The organism is Burkholderia sp. Ap-955 (genome assembly GCF_011753045.1).
Taxonomy (GTDB): domain Bacteria; phylum Pseudomonadota; class Gammaproteobacteria; order Burkholderiales; family Burkholderiaceae; genus Burkholderia; species Burkholderia lata_D.
In genome coordinates this window covers 20,487-37,414 of record NZ_VWWH01000050.1, presented here as the reverse complement: position 1 = coordinate 37,414, position 16,928 = coordinate 20,487, and the positions used below count along the sequence as shown (strand labels likewise).

Here is a 16,928-nt window from a genome sequence, read left to right as displayed (position 1 = left end):
CTGCCTTACGATCCACGACAACCCCACACCGGAGCGAGCCCATGCTGTCCGAAGACGAACTTGCGCTGCTCGACGCGATCCGCGCCACCGGCAGCCTGTCGCGCGCGGCCGCGCGGCTCGGCAAGGCGCCGTCGACGGTGTCGCACGCGGCGCGCCAGCTCGAAACGCGCTTCGACGCGCTGCTGTTCGATCGCCGCGGCTACCGGCTGCAGCTCACGCCGGCCGGCCAGTTGCTGACCGACGAAGCCGCGCGGCTGGCGCTGGACGTCGCGCGGCTGACGCAGCGCGTGCGGCAGGTCGCGAGCGGCTGGGAGGACCGGCTGTGGATCGTCAGCGACGAGGTGCTGGAGTTCGACACGCTGCTGCCGGTCGTCCGCGCGTTCGATGCGCTCGACTCGGGCGTGTCGCTGCGATTCACGCACGAAGTGCTCGGCGGGACCTGGGAAGCGCTGCGCGACGGGCGCGCGGACCTGGTGATCGGCGCGACCAACGAGCCGCCTGCGATTCCCGGTTTCAAATGGTTCGAGCTGGGCGCGATGGAGTGGGTGTTCGCGGTGTCGCCGCGCCATCCGTTGGCCGCCGTGAGCGGCGCGCTGACGCGGGACGCGATCGGTGCGCACCGGGCCGTCGTCGTCGCCGATTCGTCGCGGCGCGCGGTCGGCCGCGCGTATGGCCTGCTCGGCGGGCAGGCCGTGCTCGCGGTGCCGTCAATGCGCGCGAAGATCCTCGCGCAGCGCGACGGGCTTGGCGTCGGCTGGGTGCCGCGCCGGCGCGTGGCGTCGTTGCTCGCGCGCGGCGAACTCGTGGAAAGGCAGACGGCCGATCCGCGCGAGCCGAACCTGCTGTATGTCGCGTGGCACGGCGACCGGGACGGCCGCGCGCTGCAATGGTGGCTCGAGCAATTGCGCGAGCCGCGGCTCGCGCAGCGCCTGCTCGACGGCATCGACGTGGCCGGCTGACGCGGCGCGGAACGGAATTGGGCAGGACAGGACAAGGCAATCGAATCCACCCGCCCGAACACGTTCGAAAATTTCGAACATGTTCGTCGCGCCCGTCGTACGGCATGACCGGGCGCGGCGCGCATCCTGTGTTCACGGTCAACTCACCGGTTCACAGGAGAACATCATGCAACGCTTCGAAGGAAAGACGGTCCTCGTCACGGGTGGTAACAGCGGTATCGGCCTGGCGGCCGCCAAGGCATTCGCGGCAGAAGGTGCGCGCGTCATCATCACCGGGCGCGATGCGCAGACGCTCGAGGCCGCGCGGCAAACGCTCGGCGCAGACGCGCTCGCGATCCGCAACGAGGCCGGTAGCGTCGCGTCCGCCCGCGCGCTGGCCGATGCGATCGCGTCGGCGGGGGCGCGGCTCGACGCCGTGTTCATCAACGCGGGCGTCGCGAAACTCGCGCCGTTCGTCGACAGCGACGAGGCCATGTGGGATCTCGTGTTCAACACCAACGTGAAGGGCGCATATTTCCAGATCCAGTCGCTGGTGCCGCTGCTGAACCGCGGCGCGTCGATCGTGATCAACGGCTCGATCAACGCGCACATCGGGATGCCCGGCTCGTCGGTGTATGCGGCGAGCAAGGCGGCCGTCAATTCGTTCGCGAAGACGCTGTCGACGGAGTTGCTGCCGCACGGCGTGCGTGTGAACGTCGTGAGCCCCGGTCCCGTGCAGACGCCGCTCTACGGCAAGCTCGGGCTCGACGCGGCCACGCTCGACGAAACGGCGGAGAAGATCAAGGGCCTCGTCCCGGTCGGCCGGTTCGGCACGCCGGACGAGATCGCGTCGACGGTGCTGCATCTCAGCGCGCCGGAATCCGCGTTCATCGTCGGCGCGGAGATCATCGCGTCGGGCGGGATGGGCTTGCTCTGATCGGTGGGGCTCCGGCGGGGGCTGTTACCGACCGGTGTGATGCCGGTCGGACAGCCCTCGTCATGTGCAGGACCAACGGCCGTCCGCCCATCGCATCTATCGCGCCGCACAGGCGCCATGCCTGTCACCACCGGCTTCGAGCTGCGTCACCGTGAGCCCGGAGAACGTCGCGCGGCCGTGTTCGGCAAACACGGCCACGCGATCCGCATCGAGCGGCGGGAAGATCAGGTCGGTGAGCGCCACGCGGCCGCCGTTCGCGAACACTTCGACCGAACCGCGATCGACGACGATCTCGAGCCGCAACTGCCCGTGCTCGAGCGGCAGGTCCACGATGTGTTCGCGGCTGAACGTGTCGGCGAAATTCGTTTCGCCGGACTGCGAACGGTCGAGCGTCAGCGTGCCCTTTGCCGTGTCGTACACGATCCGGGTGCCGACCGAGCCATCCGCCGAGCGCCGGACGATCAGGCCCGCCCGTGCCGCATGCTGCGGCGCGATCGTGACCGTGATGCGCTGGACGACGCCGCGCGTCGCGGCCGACAGCACGCGCGTCGTGGAGTCGACCGCGAGGTCGCCTTCATGCACGGCGGGCCTGCCGTCCGCCCAGGCGTCGAACGCGGCGGCCGGTGCGACGACGAGCGTCGGTTCGCCGTCGATCGTTTTCAGCGACAGTTCGCGCGGCAGGGTCGTCGCGCCGCGCCACGGCGTGGTCGGCACTTTCGCCGCGTAATCCCAGTTGCTCATCCACGCGATCGCGACCGGCCGTGAGCCGGGCGCGCCCGAGAAGGTGCCGGCTGCGTAGAAGTCCGCGCCATGGTCGACCCAGCGGAATTGCGCGGGATCGGAGCCGGCGGGCGCAATGCGATCCGGCGTAAACGTGCGGCCGTCGAAGTCGCCGACGAAGTACATCGCGCCGGAGCCGCCGGCGATCGACCACGGATTGACGTTGACGATCATGACCCACCGGATGCGTGCGGGGTCGCCGTCGAGCGGCAGCGGTACGAGGTCGGGCATTTCCCACAGCGCGCCGTCGTGCGGCACGCCCGGCCGCGTGAAGTCGCTCAGGAAATTCCAGTGGATCAGGTCGTCCGAGCGATAGAGCTTCACGACGTGCGCGTCGGCGACGACCGTCGTCATCAGCCAGTAGCCGCCCGGCGCATACCACGACACTTTCGGATCGCGAAATTGCTTCGATTCCGGATCGAGCGTCAGCACCGGATTGCGTGCGTACGGCTGCCAGGTCGCGCCTTGATCGAGGCTGTACGCCAGCGACTGCGCCTGGACGCCCGGCGCGTGACCGGAGCCCGCCTTGTACACGCTCGTATAAAGCGCGACGAGCGGCGTGTGGCCCGGTTGGCCCAGGCCGGACGTGTTGAGCGTGTCGGCGACGATCGAGCCGGAGAAGATTTCCTCCGTCGCGTTCGCGCGCATCGCGACCGGCTGCTCGCGCCAGTGGACGAGGTCGGTGCTCGTCGCGTGGCCCCATGACATGTTGCCCCAGTCGTTGCCGAGCGGATTGTATTGATAGAACAGGTGATAGCGGCCGTTGTCGTAGACGAGCCCGTTCGGGTCGTTCATCCAGTTGCGCTGCGGCGTGTAGTGGAGCGCGGGCCGCCATTGCGGCGTGCCTGGGTCGGCCGGTGCGCTGCACGGTGCGGCGGCGGCCTGCGTGCACGCCAGGCAGGCGAGCAGCAGCCGGGCGATCAGGAAGGAAAAGCGGAAAGACGTCGAATTCATGCGCGGTCCCGTGCTTCGTCGGGCGAAGCGGGAAAGGAGGGCGCATGCCGTTTTCAACGGCGGCATGCGCGATGGTCCAAAGAAAAAAGGGAGGCGCACACACGACACGCGCGATGAGCGCCTCCTCAACCCCGTGCCTTTACCGGCTTTCGTTATTGTTGGTTACCCTGTTTGCCGTCAGTTGTGGCCGGCTCCCGTTGCAGGCAGGTTCGCCGGAATGTCGCCGTAGCCGCCGAGCCCGCCGCGTCCATAGGCGCGGTCGACCGCCGTCGACGTTCCGTTGATGTTGACCTTCACCGTCGGCGCGAGCGTGCCGCCGCGGCGCGGGCCGATCGCATCGATGAACGACTCGACGAGCCCGCCCGGCATCACGTAGTGCGAATACGACTGGAATTCACGCGGGTTCTGGTTCGGGTCCTGCGAATACGGCGCGCCGGCCGGCGCGGAGAAGTCCGTCGGGTTGCCGAGCACGAGGCCGCTGCCGCCGTTCAGCGGCAGGAAGTCGCTGCGGATGCCGTTGCCCACGAAGCCGTACACGCCGTCCGGCCCGTCGACGCCGGCAGCCATCGTCGTGCGGTGGCTGATCGTGAACAGGTAGTACTTGCCGTCCTTCAGGTAGATCTGCGGGCGCTCGGTCTGGTCGTCGACGCAGTTCGCCGACAGGATCGGCGGCAGGAACTTCCACTCGGTCAATTGCGGGTTCGTCGCGATCGCCAGGCCGACATTGGCCTTTTGATACACTGCGCCCGAATTCATCACCGCGTTGAGATCTTCCTTGTACGGATCGTTCGGCGCGTAGCCGAGATCCGCGTTGGTGCAGGTGCGTGCGCCGCGCGGGCCGCCCGTATTACCCTCGAAGACCATGTAGGTCTTACCCGGGTGCGCGGGATCGGTGAACACGAACGGATCGCGGAACGAGAAGTAGGTGTTCTGCTGGCCGGTCTGATAGTAGTTGCCGTCCGGTTGCAGCAGCGCCTTGTGATCGTCGAAGCCGCTGAACCAGACATGCGTGGCGTCGGCGTGGATATGGCCGTCGGCGCGCGTGATGATCGCCTGCGGCGGCGTGATGTCGGCGCCGCCGGGCGCCGAGCGGTTGAACGACGTCGCGGTGTAGTAGAGGCTGACGTTGTCGCCGTTCGTGAGGCGTGCCGAGCCCGACCATTCGGCGTTGTTGGTCATCGGTGACGTGCCGAACACCTTGGCGCTCGCGCCATCCGGGAACAGGTGGCCGCCCCAGGTCCAGCCGCCGTTCGCGGGGCGCTGCGACGCGGGGATGCCCGCGCGGCGGTAGAAGAAGCCGATGCGCGCATGGACGTGACGGTCGTCGAACGTGTAACCCGCGTGCGGATCGGCGGTGAGCGAGAAGATCACCTCCCAGCCCTTGTAGCTGAGCTGGTTCGCGCGCAGGTCGGCCAGCGGCCACGTGTCCCACACCCACACGTTCGAGTTGATCAGCGGGAAATCCTGCGGGATGTCCGGCATCGTCAGCGCCTGCGGCAGCGAGTTCTTGTCGGCACCGGCGGTATGCGACTGCGCGACGATCTGGCGGATGTCCGCCCGCGTCCAGCGCATCGTGAAGTTGCCTTCGGGATCGTAGGCCTGCTGCGTATGGGGCGTGGGCACGGGCGCGCCCGTGCCGCTGGACTGCGCGTGCGCGACGGACGCGAAGGTGGCGAGTGCGCCGCCAGCGAGCAGCAAACGTTTGGTCGCGATCGGGCGGAAAAGGGGAAAGTATGTCATCTCGTCGTTGTTTCCTGGCTAGGTGAAAGTGAACGGCTGAGTGGGCATCGATGTCCAAACCGGTTTGGATGCTAATTCAAACCGGTTTGGACGTCAAAAGATAGTTATTTGACGGTAATCACTACCGAGCGGAAATAATTGCCGGCCAGCGGCATGCCGCGCGGCGCATCGAGTGCGAGGAACGACGGTGAAGGTGAATCTGAAGGCGCTATCGGACGCGCTCGGGCTGTCGCGGACGACGGTCAGCCGCGCGTTGAACGGTTACGACGACGTCAGCGAGGCGACGCGCGAGCGCGTGGCGAAGGCCGCGCGGGAAATGGGCTACGTGGCCGATCCGACCGCGCGCCGGCTGGCGACCGGCCGGGCCGACATGATCGGCATCGTCTATCCGTTCGGCGCTGGCGATCTCGGCGATCCGCGTTTCGGCGAGGTCGTCGCGGGCATCACCGAGCGGCTCGCGGAACGCAATCTCGATTTCATCATCGCGTCGGCGCGGCCGAACGCGGAACTGGACACCTATCGGCGCATCGTCGACGGCAAGCTCGTCGACGGGCTGATCGTCGCGCGCACGCGGGTCGACGATCCGCGCATCGCGTATCTGCAGGCGAGCGCGTTCCCGTACGTGGCCTACGGCCGGACGCAGGTGGCCGAGCCGTATGCGTGGTTCGATTTCGACAACGAGGCCGGCGCGCGGGACGCGGTGCGTCGGCTGACGGCGTTCGGGCACCGGCGCATTGCGATGATCAGCGCGCCGCTGGCACTGAATTTCGCCGCGCAGCGCCGTGCCGGCTATCTGTCGGCACTGCGCGAAGCCGGCATCGAACCGGATCCGGCACTGCTGGTCGAGTGCCCGTTTACGCACGATGGCGGGTTGCAGGCGGCGCGAGCGCTGCTCGCGCGCACCGAGCGGCCGACGGCGCTGCTGGTCGACAATAATATCGCGGGCGGCGGCGCGTTTCGGGCGCTCGTGGACAGCGGGCTGCGCCTGGGCGAGGACATGTCGCTGATCGTCTACGACGGCGTGCCGCCGGACCTCGCGCATCCGTATCGCGTGACGGCGGTCGTGCAGCCGACCGGCCACGCGTCGGGGCGCGCACTGGCGGAACTGATGCTGCGGCTGCTGAGCGACGGGGTTCGCGAGCAGCGGCTCGAAGCACCGGCGATCGAGGCGGGCGACACGGACGGTCCGTTGCGCGGCTAGCCGCCGCGGCGCCGGTGAGGGGCGTGAGCGACGGCAGACGCCGGCGGATCGCGCTCCACGGAAAAGGCCATGACGACGGCAGGGGCGATTGCCCGTTTACTAGACGACCGGTCTAATCCGACGCTATCATCCGTTCCCATGAATGCGACGACGTCCGCGGCGCAGGCAACGAAGACGCGAAAATGCCATTTGAATGCCATTTCGCGCTGGGATGCTGGTGGTGCAGCGAGACGCCGTCGTTTTATTTCGAATTGTTCTAGACGACTGGTCTAATAGGCGCAAGCCGCATTCGGATATCCGGGTCGCACGTTGCCGCGTCACAGCTGACTAACCCACAGGCGTGCCGCGCTGACCGGCCGGATTTGCCGGTCGAGCGGCCCCGTTCCCGTCATCCATTTTTCGAAGGAGTGTCCGATCATGAAGATTCTGGTTGTCCTGACCTCGCACGACACGCTCGGCGACACCGGCAAGAAAACCGGCTTCTGGCTCGAGGAACTGGCCGCGCCGTACTACACGTTCAAGGATGCGGGCGTCGAGCTGACGCTCGCGTCGCCGAAGGGCGGCCAGCCGCCGCTCGACCCGAAAAGCAGCGATCCGACGGCCCAGACCGACGCGACGCGCCGCTTCGACGCCGATGCGGCGGCCAAGGCCGAACTGGCTTCGACGCGCAAGCTGACCGACGTGTCCGTGGACGACTACGACGCCGTGTTCTACCCGGGCGGCCACGGCCCGCTGTGGGATCTCGCCGAGGATCTGCATTCGATCGGCCTGATCGAGCGCGCGCTGGCGGCCGGCAAGCCGGTCGCCACCGTGTGCCACGCGCCGGGCGTGCTGCGTCACGTGAAGAACCCGCAGACCGGCGAATCGGTCGTGCGCGGCAAGCGTGTGACGGGCTTCACCAACAGCGAGGAAGCGGCCGTCGAACTGACGGAAGTCGTGCCGTTCCTCGTCGAGGACATGCTGAAGACCAACGGCGCGGAGTTCGAGCGCAGCGCCGACTGGGCGCCGCATGTCGTCACCGACGGGCTGCTGATCACGGGGCAGAACCCCGCGTCGTCGGAGCCTGCCGCCGAGGCGCTGCTCGCGCAGCTCGGCCGCCGTTGAGCCAAGGGCGCCGGCCGGGCCGGCGCCATCCCGTATCCGTCGCCGGGCGCAGGCCGGCCCGTCGACGGCCCGAATCATTCCGTCGTGCACATTGCACGACGCGTTTCCAGTCGTTTTGCAGAACCAAGCAAAGGAGCCGTGGATGTCTGCCCTGTTCGAACCGTTCAAACTCAAGGATGTCACGCTGCGCAACCGCATCGCGGTGCCGCCGATGTGCCAGTACGTCGCCGAGGACGGCGTCGTCAACGACTGGCATCACGTGCATCTGGCCGGCATCGCGCGTGGCGGTGCGGGCCTCGTGATCGCCGAGGCGACGGCCGTGTCGCCGGAAGGGCGCATCACGCCGGGCTGCGCGGGTCTGTGGAACGATGCGCAGGCCGAAGCGTTCGCGCCGTCGGTCGCGGCGATCAAGGCGGCCGGCGCGGTGCCGGGCATCCAGATCGCGCACGCGGGCCGCAAGGCGAGCGCGAACCGCCCGTGGGAAGGCGACGACCACATCGCCGACGGCGATCCGCGCGGCTGGCAAACCATCGCGCCGTCGGCCGTGCCGTTCGGCGCGCATCTGCCGAAGACGCCGCGCGCGATGACGCGCGACGACATCGCACGCGTGCAGGCCGACTTCGTTGCGTCGGCCAAGCGCGCGCGCGACCTGGGTTTCGAATGGCTCGAACTGCACTTCGCGCACGGCTATCTCGGCCAGAGCTTCTTCTCCGTGCATGCGAACCAGCGTGACGACGAATACGGCGGCTCGGCCGAGAACCGCGGCCGCTTCCTCGTCGAGACGCTGGCGGCCGTGCGCAAGGTGTGGCCGGAGCATCTGCCGCTGACCGCGCGCTTCGGCGTGATCGAGTACGACGGCCGCGACGAGGAGACGCTCGCCGAGTCGATCGCGCTCACGCAGCGGCTGAAGCGGGAAGGGCTCGACATGCTGAGCGTGTCGATCGGTTTCTCGACGCCCGACGCGCAGATCCCGTGGGGCCCGGCGTTCCTCGCGCCGATCGCCGAGCGCGTGCGCCGCGAGGCCGGGCTGCCGGTGTCGTCCGCGTGGGGGATCGACACGCCGCAACTGGCGAACCGCGTGGTGGCGGAGGAGCAGCTCGATCTCGTGATGGTCGGCCGCGCGCATCTGGCCGACCCGCACTGGCCGTACTACGCGGCCAAGCAACTCGGCGTCGAGCGTCCGTCGTGGACGCTGCCCGCGCCGTACGCGCACTGGCTCGAGCGTTACCGGAGCGCCGACAAGGTGGCCTGAGCGGGCGGGGCGCCGGGGCGGCGCGCGCATCACATGCGCCGCCGATCCGGCGCCGATGGATAGAATGGCGGTTCGCGCAGGCCGGTTGCCTGCGCGAATCGCCATTTTTTTCATTTCGACAGAGGTGCCATGGGCGCGCATGTCCCGTCGTCTCCCGAGCCCGCCGCTCGGCCGCGCACGCAGCAGGTCTCCCGCGCCGTGCTGGTTGCGGCGCTGCTGGTGATCGCGCTGTGGGTGATCCGCGATTTCATTCCCGCCATCGCGTGGGCCTGCGTGATCGCCATCGCGATGTGGCCGATGCTGAAGCGCTTCGAATCGCACCGGCTGTTCCGCAACCGCCCGACGCTCATCGCGCTCGTCATCACGGCGGCGATCTCGTTGCTGGTCGTGCTGCCGGTGGCCGTCGCGGCGACCCAGGCGATCGGCCAGGCGCACGACCTGCGCGAGTGGCTGCGCACGATCCAGGACAACGGCATCCCGGTGCCGGAGGTGGTCGCCCGGCTGCCTTACGGCGCGGCGCAGATCACCGAATGGTGGCAGACCAACCTCGCCCATCCGCTGCATGCGGCCACCGCGATGCACGGCGTCAACAGCGAGAAATTCCTCGCGTTCGGCCGGCAGTTCGGCACGAAGCTCGCGCACGCGCTGCTCGAATTCGGCTTCATGCTCGTCACGCTGTTCGTGATCCTGCGCGCCGGCCACAAGCTGTCGGGGGCATTGCTGCAGGGCGCGCGGCGCGCGTTCGGGCGCAGCGGCGCGGAGCTGATCGAGCGGATGGTCGCGGCCGTGTTCGGCACGGTGACGGGGCTCGTCGTCGTCGGGCTCGGCGAGGGCGCGCTGCTCGGTATCGCGTATGCGCTGGCCGGCGTCCCGCATGCGGCACTGCTCGGCCTCGTCACGGCGATCGCCGCGATGCTGCCGTTCTGCGCCCCCGTCGTGTTCTGCGGCGCCGCGCTCTGGCTGTTCGTGCAGGGCGCGACCATGTGGGCCATCGTGGTGGCCGTGCTTGGATTCGTTGTCGTGTTCGTCGCCGAGCACTTCGTGCGGCCGGTGCTGATCGGCAGTTCCGCGCGGCTGCCGTTCCTGCTCGTGCTGTTCGGCATTCTCGGCGGCGCCGAGACGTTCGGCCTGATCGGGCTGTTCGTCGGCCCCGCGCTGATGACGGTGCTGACGATGCTGTGGGCCGAATGGATCGCGTGACAATGCGTGACGATGCGTGCCGAGGCGGCAGAAAGCGATGGTGCGGATGCGTGTTCAAGCGCGCATCGGCCGCCGCGACGGGCGCCGATCAGGCGTGTGCCGAAGCATGCAATGCCAGGATTCGGATAAAGATCTCTACATTTCTTTTCGATCCGGACCCAAAGGTCGAGTAGCATGGGGCTTTCGATTACGCCGGCATGGCGCGGCCGATTTTCCCAAGCATGCGATTGATTACGATGTCCCGTCCCGCAGCGACGCTGTCCCTGGCCGCCAGCTGCCTGATGTTGCACGGTTGCGCGTGGTTCGACTCGTGGCTGCCATTCTCGTATTCGCGCACGCCGCTCGCGAGGGCCGCGTCGCGGCACGGCGCGACACGCGCCGATGTCGTCCGGGCCGCCGGCAATCCGCGCAGTGTTTGGATGGTCCGCAACGGCAACGGTGTCTGCTACAACTACTTCATCGAGCACGGCAACGATCACCGCGAGTATTTCGTCGTGTTCGACAGGGCCGGCGTCGTCACGCAATACGGCTTCGATTCCTGCATGAACGCCGACCGCAAGGGCACGCTTCAGCCGGGCAAGGCCGCCTCGCGCTAGCGCGGCGGCCTTGCCCGTTCGCCGTTACGCGATCGTGTCGACCACGCCGCCGTCCACCCGCAACGCGGCGCCCGTCGTTGCCGAGGCGAGCGGCGAGCACACGTAGACGACCATGTTCGCGACTTCCTCCGGCGTCGCCGGCCGCTGGATGATCGAGCTCGAGCGGTGGTTACGCACGAAATCCACGGCGACGTCCTCGACGCTGCGGCCGGTTTCGTCGGCCGTTTCCTTCAGCAGTGCCCGCACGCCGTCCGACATCGTCGGCCCCGGCAGCACCGAGTTGACGGTCACGTGGGTGCCGGCCGCGAGCTTCGCGAGGCCGCGTGCGATCGACAGCTGCGCGGTTTTCGTGAAACCGTAATGAATCATGTCGACCGGGATGTTCAGGCCCGATTCCGACGAAATGAACACGATGCGCCCGGCATTGCGTTCGATCATCCCCTTCAGGTAATGCCGCGCGAGGCGCACGCCGGACATCACGTTGGTCTGGAAATAGTGGTCCCATTCGGCGTCGTCGATGTCGAAGAACGCCTTCAGGCCGTAGATGCCCGCGTTGTTGACGAGGATGTCGGCCGCCGGCGTGTGCTGCGTGATGCGCGCAACGCCGGCGGCATCGGACAGGTCGGCCGCGACGCCGTCGAAGTCTGCATCGGGGAAGGCGGCGCGCAGGTGCTTGAGTGCGGACTGCACCGACGCATCGCTGCGGCCGTTGACGACGACGCGCGCGCCGGCGCGCGCGAGCCCTTCGGCGATCGCGAGCCCGATGCCGGCGGTGGAGGCGGTGACGACCGCGGTCTTGCCATTCAGATCGATTTGCATGTGCGTGACGGGAGAGGAAGGAACGGAATCGCTGCGCGTGCCGCGGCGGACGGAATTCAAAGCTTAGGCGAAACGGCGCGATCCGGTATTGAAGCCGCAATCCGCCGATCCGGTTGCGCGGCGCCGCACAGTCTTGTACGGTGAGCGTTCGCCGTCCGAACCGGGAGCCCGCCGCGTGAGCCGTACCGCCAACCGATCCGTTGTCCCGTCGCCGTTCTGGCGTGACGCCGCGCTGCCGTTCATCGAGGCGCGCACCGTCGACGACGGCCGCGCGATCTGTTACGCGAAGCACACGCACGACACGTTTTCGGTGGGCGCGATCGTCGGCGGCACGAGCACCTACGTGAACGGCGCGACGAACGAGCACGTCGGGCGCGGCGTGCTCGTGGTCATCGATCCGGAACAGGTGCATGCGTGTAATCCGTATGGCGCCGACGCATGGGCGTACCGGATGGTCTATGTCGACGTGTCGTGGCTCGCGCGGCTTCAGCATTCGCTCGGTCGCGATCCGAACAGCGATTTTCACGGCTTTTCGCAGAAGTTGACGGAGCGGCGCGACCTGTTCGCGCAATTTGGCGGCTTCTACCGCACGCTCGTCGCGCCCGGCGTCGATCCGCTCGGCAAGGAGAGCGCGGCGGTCGGGTTCTTCACGGCGCTGCACGGTGCGCTCGATCGCGAACTGCCCGGCCCGCGCGCCGGGGACGACAACGCCCGGCTCGCGCGCGCGGCCGACTACATCGCCGCACATTGCCGAGAGGGCGTCACGCTCGATGCGATCTGCGCGGCGGCCGATCTGTCGCCGTCATATCTGATCCGCGCGTTCAACGCCCGCTACGGGATGACGCCGCATGCCTTCCTGATCGATCGCCGCGTGCAGTACGGCCGCACGGAGTTGCGTCGCGGCCGGCCGATCGCCGACGTCGCGCTGGATGCGGGCTTCGCCGACCAGGCGCATTTCCAGCGTGCGTTCCGGCGGATCGCGGCGGCGACGCCCGGCCAGTACCGCAGCGCGACGAACTGAACAGCAACCCCTAGGCGTCGAGCAGGAAGAGCGCGCTGCCCGCGAGCAGCAGCGCCATCAGCCGGTTGAACACGCGCATGTGCCGCGCGTTCGCCAGCCGATGCCGCAGCGACGCGCCCGCATACGACCAGCACGCGATCGACGCGAAACAGATCACCAGATACAGCGCGGCGAACTGCCAGACCTGCGTGCGGTCGCCATCGGCCGCATACGCGCCCATCGCGGCCACGCACGCGAGCCACGCCTTCGGATTCAGCCACTGCATCGCCGCGCCGGCGGCCGCCGACGGGCCGGCCACGTCCGGGTCGGCCGACAGCCGGCCGTCATCGAGCGCGAGCCGCAGCGCCATATAAAGCAGGAACGCGATCCCCGACCACTGCGTGGCGGTCGTCAGCACCGGCCAGCGCGCGAGCGCCGCGTGCAGCCCGAGGCCGATCAGCAGGAACAGCGCGACGAAGCCGAGCGTCGCGCCGGCCGCATAGCGCAGGCTCGCGCCGAGGCCGTGGCGTGCGCCGGCACTGAGCGCGACGATGTTGACGGGGCCGGGGGTGATCGACGAGGCGAGCGCGAACGCGGCCATCGAAACCAGCATGCTCATTGGATGTCTCCATGCGAAAGGTCGAAAGTCGCATCGAGACTACGGGAGCCGCACAGGCCCGTATTGAAGAAAACTGCCCTCGGCGGGCGGCCGCAGGGCCGCCGTCAGTGCAGCGCGCGCGGCGCGTGGGCCGGCCGCGCATCGCGCGCGTCGGCCGGGCGCAGCGGGGTGCCTGCGCCCGGTTGGGTCGATACCGAGAACCCGAACGTGTTGATGCCGCCCGAACACGCGACGAATACGCTGCCGCCGTGCATCTCGGCGACGGCCTTGACGATCGACAGCCCGAGCCCGTGGTTCTCCTTGCTGTTGGCGCGGGCTTCCTCGAGCCGGTAGAAGCGCTCGAACACGTGCGAGCGCCGGGCCGGGTCGATCGGCTCGCCGGGGTTCGCGACGGACATTTCGACGAGCGTGTCGCGACGCACGATCGTCACGCTGACCGTCGCGCCGGGCGCCGAATGCTGGATCGCGTTGATCAGCAGGTTCGTCATCGCGCGGCGGAACAGCGACGGATCGACGGCCGCGCGCGCATCGCCGTGCAACTCGGCGCGCAACTGCGCCTCGTCGAGCGGGATCTCGAGGAAGTCGAGCATGCGCCGCACTTCGTCGGCGAGCGACACGTCCTTCAGGTCGGTCGCGCGTTCGCCGCGGTCGCTGCGCGACAGGAACAGCATGTCGTTGATGATCACGCGCAGCCGCTCGAATTCCTCGAGGTTCGACTGCAGCGTCCGCTGCATCCGATCGACCGTGCGGTCGCGGCTGGTCAGCGCGACCTGGGTCTGGCCGATCAGGATGCTGACCGGCGTGCGCAGCTCGTGCGCGACGTCCGCGTTGAACGCCTCGAGCCGCGCGTAGGTTTGCTGGATGCGGTCGAGCGCACCGTTGAACGACGTCGCGAGGTCGCGCAGCTCGGGCGGCAGCGCGTCGGTCTGCAGCCGCTGGCGGCGGTTCGCGAGGCTGATCGCCGATGCGTCCTGCGACAGCCGGTCGAGCGGCGCGAGCCCGAAGCGGGCCACCGCGCGGCTCAGCAGCAGCGTGATGATCGTGGCGATCGCGATCAGCCCCGCGAGCGTCCAGCCGAAGCGGCGCAGCATCCGCTGCGTGCGCTCGCACGAGCTGGCGACGATCAGCTTCAGCGTCGGCCGCTCGCCGTTACCGGCCACCATGACGGTCTTCGTCATCACGTCGTAGGTGCTGTGGTTCAGCGCGTAGCGCTGGAAGGCGCCGAACGGTGCGCCGACGGGCACGCCGTCGACGGGCGTGCCGAAGCGGAAATCCGGATTCGGGCTGTCGACCTGGTAGTGCGTCGAGCCGTCGGGCGGCTCGAGGTCGGCGAGTTTCTCCTGCATGAGACGTCCGCGCATGGCCGTGGTCGCATGCGACACGATCATTTCGGCAACCTTGGTGCGCGTGTCCAGCGTCGCGCGCAGCTCGGCGAACAGCTGGCGCTCCATCATCACGAACAGCCCGCAGCCCACCAGCGTGAACACGAGCAGCGACACGATGCCGAACATCGCCGACAGCCGCAGGACGATCGAGCGTTTCATGCGGGCCTCTCGGTGTCGCCGTCCTCGCGCGCCTCGAGCACGTAGCCCATGCCGCGGATCGTGTGCAGCAGCTTGTCCGTGAACGGGCCGTCGAGTTTCGCGCGCAGGCGCTTGATCGCCGTTTCGACGACGTTCGCGTTGCTGTCGAAGTTCACGTCCCACACGAGTTCGGCGATGGTCGTCTTCGACAGCACCTCGCCGCTGCGCCGTGCGAGCACGCCGAGCAGCTGGAATTCCTGCGCGGTCAGGTCGAGCCGCGTGCCGTCGCGGGTCGCGCGGCGGCCGATCAGGTCGACGCGCAGGTCGCCGATCGAGATCAGCGTCGATTCCTGCACGCGGGCGCGGCGCGTCAGTGCGCGCAGCCGCTCGATCAGTTCGAGGAACGAGAACGGCTTGGTCAGGTAGTCGTCGGCGCCGCCGCGCAAGCCCCGCACGCGGTCGTCGACGCGGTCGCGCGCGGTCAGCATGATGACGGGCGTCTGCTTCTGCGCGCGCAATGCACGCAGCACGCCGAAGCCGTCCAGCTTCGGCAGCATCACGTCGAGCACGACCACGTCGTAGTCGAATTCGACGGCTTTCCACGCGCCGTCCTCGCCGTCGAGCGCGGTGTCGACGACCCAGCCTTCCTCGGTCAGGCCGCTCTTCAGGTATTCAACGACTTTCGGTTCGTCTTCGACGATCAGGACTTTCATGTGGGAATCCGTTGTCCGGGTAATCCGGTTAAGGGCTCGGGTGCGCCGGGTCCGGCGCCGGCGTCGGCGCTGCCGTGGCGACCTCGGCCGGCGCGGGGCCGCCCGCGGCTTGGCCATCCCAGCCGCCGCCCAGCGCCTTCGCGAGAAACACGACGAGCGCCGCGCGCTGGCCCTGGATCTGCACGGCCTGGCGCTCGCTCGTCAGCAACTGCTGTTGGGCCGTCAGCACGTCGATGAACGGCGTCAGGCCGCCCGCGTAGCGATCCTGCGCGAGCGACACGAGCTTGCGCGCATCGTCGACGGCCGCGGACGCCTGCTGCGCGGCGTCGGCGAGCACCGACAGTCCCGTGACCGCATTCTGCACCTCCTGGAACGCGGTGAGTACGGTCTGCCGGTAGCTGGCCTGCGCGGCGACATAGCCGGCCTGCGCGAAATCGACGCCGGCTTTCAGCTTGCCGCCTTGGAACAGCGGCTGGCTGAGCGACCCGCCGACCGACCACAGCAACGCCGGCACGGTGAACAGGCCGGCGAAGCGCGTCGCGTCCCAGCCGATATCGGGCGACAGCGTGATGCGCGGGAAATATGCGGCGCGCGCGACGCCGATCTGCGCATTCGCGGCGGCCATCGCGCGCTCGGCCGACGCGACGTCAGGGCGCCGCTGCAGCACGTCGCTCGGCAGGCCGGCCGGCAGCGCCGGCGCGTTGATCGGCACGACGCGCGGCGCGATCGAGAAGGCGGGGGCCGGCGTGCCGACCAGCGTCGCGATCGCGGTTTCGACCTGCACGCGCTGCTGGAGCAGCAACTGCGCCTGCGTGCGCGTCGCGTCGAGCTGCGCGCGCTGCTGCAGCAGGTCGAGTCCTGACACCGCGCCGAGGTCGTGGCGCGCGCTCACGTAGTCGAGCGCTTTCTGCTGCAGGTCGATCGAGCGCTTGACGACATCGATCTCGGTATCGAATTCGCGCAGCGCGAAATAGCTCGACGCGAGATTGGCGGTCAGCACCAGGCGCGCGTTCGCGAAATCGTCGCCGGCCTGCTCGGTCGTCGCCTGCGCCGATTCGACGCTGCGCCGCACGCGGCCGAACAGGTCGAGCTCGTAGCTGACGGCCGCGCCGACCTGGATCTCGTTCTGCACGGTCGACATGCTTTTCGTCGCGTAGTTGGTCTGCGGCCGGTCGGCGGAGATCTTGAAGCGCTGGCCGCTCGCGTTCAGGCCGACGGCCGGATACTGCGCCGAGGCGACCGACGCGAGCGTCGCCTTCGCCTGGTCGTAGCGCGCGGCGACGGCTTTCAGGTTCTGGTTGTTGCGCAGCGCGTCGGCTTCAAGCGCATCGAGCTGCGGATCGCCGAACGCGGTCCACCATGCCGGGTCGAGCGGCGCGCGGGCCGGCGCGGCCGGATGCCAGTACGCATCCGCCGGGTCGAGGTGCCACGCGGCCGGTGTGTCGACGTCGGGCCGCTTGTAATCAGGGCCGACCGTGCAGCCGGCGAGCGCGGCGGCGAGCGCAACCGACGTGATGGAGACGGCGGCAGGCCGCCGGCGGAGTCGCATCGC

General features: G+C 68.7%; 15 protein-coding genes. 8 read left to right on the top strand and 7 right to left on the bottom strand.

Annotated elements, in window-relative coordinates; genetic code table 11:
• The first annotated feature begins 41 nt into the window (after positions 1–41).
• Both F3J15_RS23640 and F3J15_RS23635 read left to right on the top strand, forming a co-directional pair.
• Positions 42–959 carry a LysR family transcriptional regulator gene (locus F3J15_RS23640; RefSeq protein WP_069251463.1) on the top strand — a complete coding sequence of 306 codons (918 nt, stop codon included), beginning with the start codon at positions 42–44 and terminating at the stop codon, positions 957–959.
• A 166-nt stretch (positions 960–1,125) separates the two neighbouring features.
• Positions 1,126–1,875, top strand: coding sequence for an SDR family oxidoreductase (locus F3J15_RS23635; RefSeq protein ID WP_166894383.1), 750 nt, complete (start codon positions 1,126–1,128; stop codon positions 1,873–1,875).
• Between the two features lie 96 nt (positions 1,876–1,971).
• Here F3J15_RS23635 and F3J15_RS23630 read toward each other — a convergent pair whose 3' ends face one another.
• Together F3J15_RS23630 and F3J15_RS23625 are read right to left on the bottom strand one after the other, a co-directional pair.
• Complete coding sequence (locus tag F3J15_RS23630; protein WP_166894381.1) at positions 1,972–3,609, bottom strand: glycoside hydrolase family 32 protein; 1,638 nt, start codon at positions 3,607–3,609, stop codon at positions 1,972–1,974.
• 177 nt (positions 3,610–3,786) lie between these two features.
• Positions 3,787–5,349, bottom strand: a complete 1,563-nt coding sequence (locus tag F3J15_RS23625; protein WP_166894379.1) for a glycoside hydrolase family 68 protein — start codon at positions 5,347–5,349, stop codon at positions 3,787–3,789.
• 172 nt (positions 5,350–5,521) lie between these two features.
• Between F3J15_RS23625 and F3J15_RS23620 the strand changes: the two genes are divergently transcribed.
• From F3J15_RS23620 to F3J15_RS23600, 5 genes are all read left to right on the top strand, one after another.
• Positions 5,522–6,550 carry a substrate-binding domain-containing protein gene (locus tag F3J15_RS23620; RefSeq protein ID WP_166894377.1) on the top strand — a complete coding sequence of 343 codons (1,029 nt, stop codon included), beginning with the start codon at positions 5,522–5,524 and terminating at the stop codon, positions 6,548–6,550.
• Between the two features lie 417 nt (positions 6,551–6,967).
• The gene (locus F3J15_RS23615) at positions 6,968–7,654 is read left to right on the top strand and encodes a type 1 glutamine amidotransferase domain-containing protein (protein ID WP_069251468.1); all 687 of its coding nucleotides are present in this window, start codon (positions 6,968–6,970) and stop codon (positions 7,652–7,654) included.
• A 142-nt stretch (positions 7,655–7,796) separates the two neighbouring features.
• Entirely contained in the window at positions 7,797–8,906 is a 1,110-nt protein-coding gene (locus F3J15_RS23610) for an NADH:flavin oxidoreductase/NADH oxidase (protein WP_166894375.1), read from the top strand.
• Positions 8,907–9,035: 129 nt separating this feature from the next.
• Positions 9,036–10,106, top strand: coding sequence for an AI-2E family transporter (locus F3J15_RS23605; protein ID WP_089447554.1), 1,071 nt, complete (start codon positions 9,036–9,038; stop codon positions 10,104–10,106).
• 197 nt (positions 10,107–10,303) lie between these two features.
• A complete protein-coding gene (locus tag F3J15_RS23600) occupies positions 10,304–10,702 on the top strand; it encodes a hypothetical protein (RefSeq protein WP_240159040.1) in 399 nt (132 codons plus the stop codon).
• A gap of 24 nt (positions 10,703–10,726) precedes the next feature.
• Here F3J15_RS23600 and F3J15_RS23595 read toward each other — a convergent pair whose 3' ends face one another.
• Positions 10,727–11,521, bottom strand: a complete 795-nt coding sequence (locus tag F3J15_RS23595) for an SDR family NAD(P)-dependent oxidoreductase (protein ID WP_166894373.1) — start codon at positions 11,519–11,521, stop codon at positions 10,727–10,729.
• A 175-nt stretch (positions 11,522–11,696) separates the two neighbouring features.
• On the opposite strand from F3J15_RS23595, the gene F3J15_RS23590 reads away from it, so the two are divergent.
• Positions 11,697–12,542, top strand: coding sequence for an AraC family transcriptional regulator (locus F3J15_RS23590; protein WP_166894372.1), 846 nt, complete (start codon positions 11,697–11,699; stop codon positions 12,540–12,542).
• A 10-nt stretch (positions 12,543–12,552) separates the two neighbouring features.
• Here F3J15_RS23590 and F3J15_RS23585 read toward each other — a convergent pair whose 3' ends face one another.
• The 4 genes from F3J15_RS23585 to F3J15_RS23570 all read right to left on the bottom strand — a co-directional run bounded on the left by F3J15_RS23585 (position 12,553) and on the right by F3J15_RS23570 (position 16,925).
• Positions 12,553–13,140, bottom strand: coding sequence for a LysE family translocator (locus F3J15_RS23585; RefSeq protein ID WP_069251472.1), 588 nt, complete (start codon positions 13,138–13,140; stop codon positions 12,553–12,555).
• Between the two features lie 104 nt (positions 13,141–13,244).
• Positions 13,245–14,684, bottom strand: coding sequence for a heavy metal sensor histidine kinase (locus F3J15_RS23580; RefSeq protein WP_166894370.1), 1,440 nt, complete (start codon positions 14,682–14,684; stop codon positions 13,245–13,247).
• Positions 14,681–15,376, bottom strand: coding sequence for a heavy metal response regulator transcription factor (locus F3J15_RS23575; RefSeq protein ID WP_011355331.1), 696 nt, complete (start codon positions 15,374–15,376; stop codon positions 14,681–14,683). The genes F3J15_RS23580 and F3J15_RS23575 overlap by 4 nt, the downstream gene beginning before the upstream one ends.
• Before the next feature lie 28 nt (positions 15,377–15,404).
• Positions 15,405–16,925 carry an efflux transporter outer membrane subunit gene (locus tag F3J15_RS23570; RefSeq protein ID WP_166894368.1) on the bottom strand — a complete coding sequence of 507 codons (1,521 nt, stop codon included), beginning with the start codon at positions 16,923–16,925 and terminating at the stop codon, positions 15,405–15,407.
• Between the last annotated feature and the right edge of the window lie 3 nt (positions 16,926–16,928).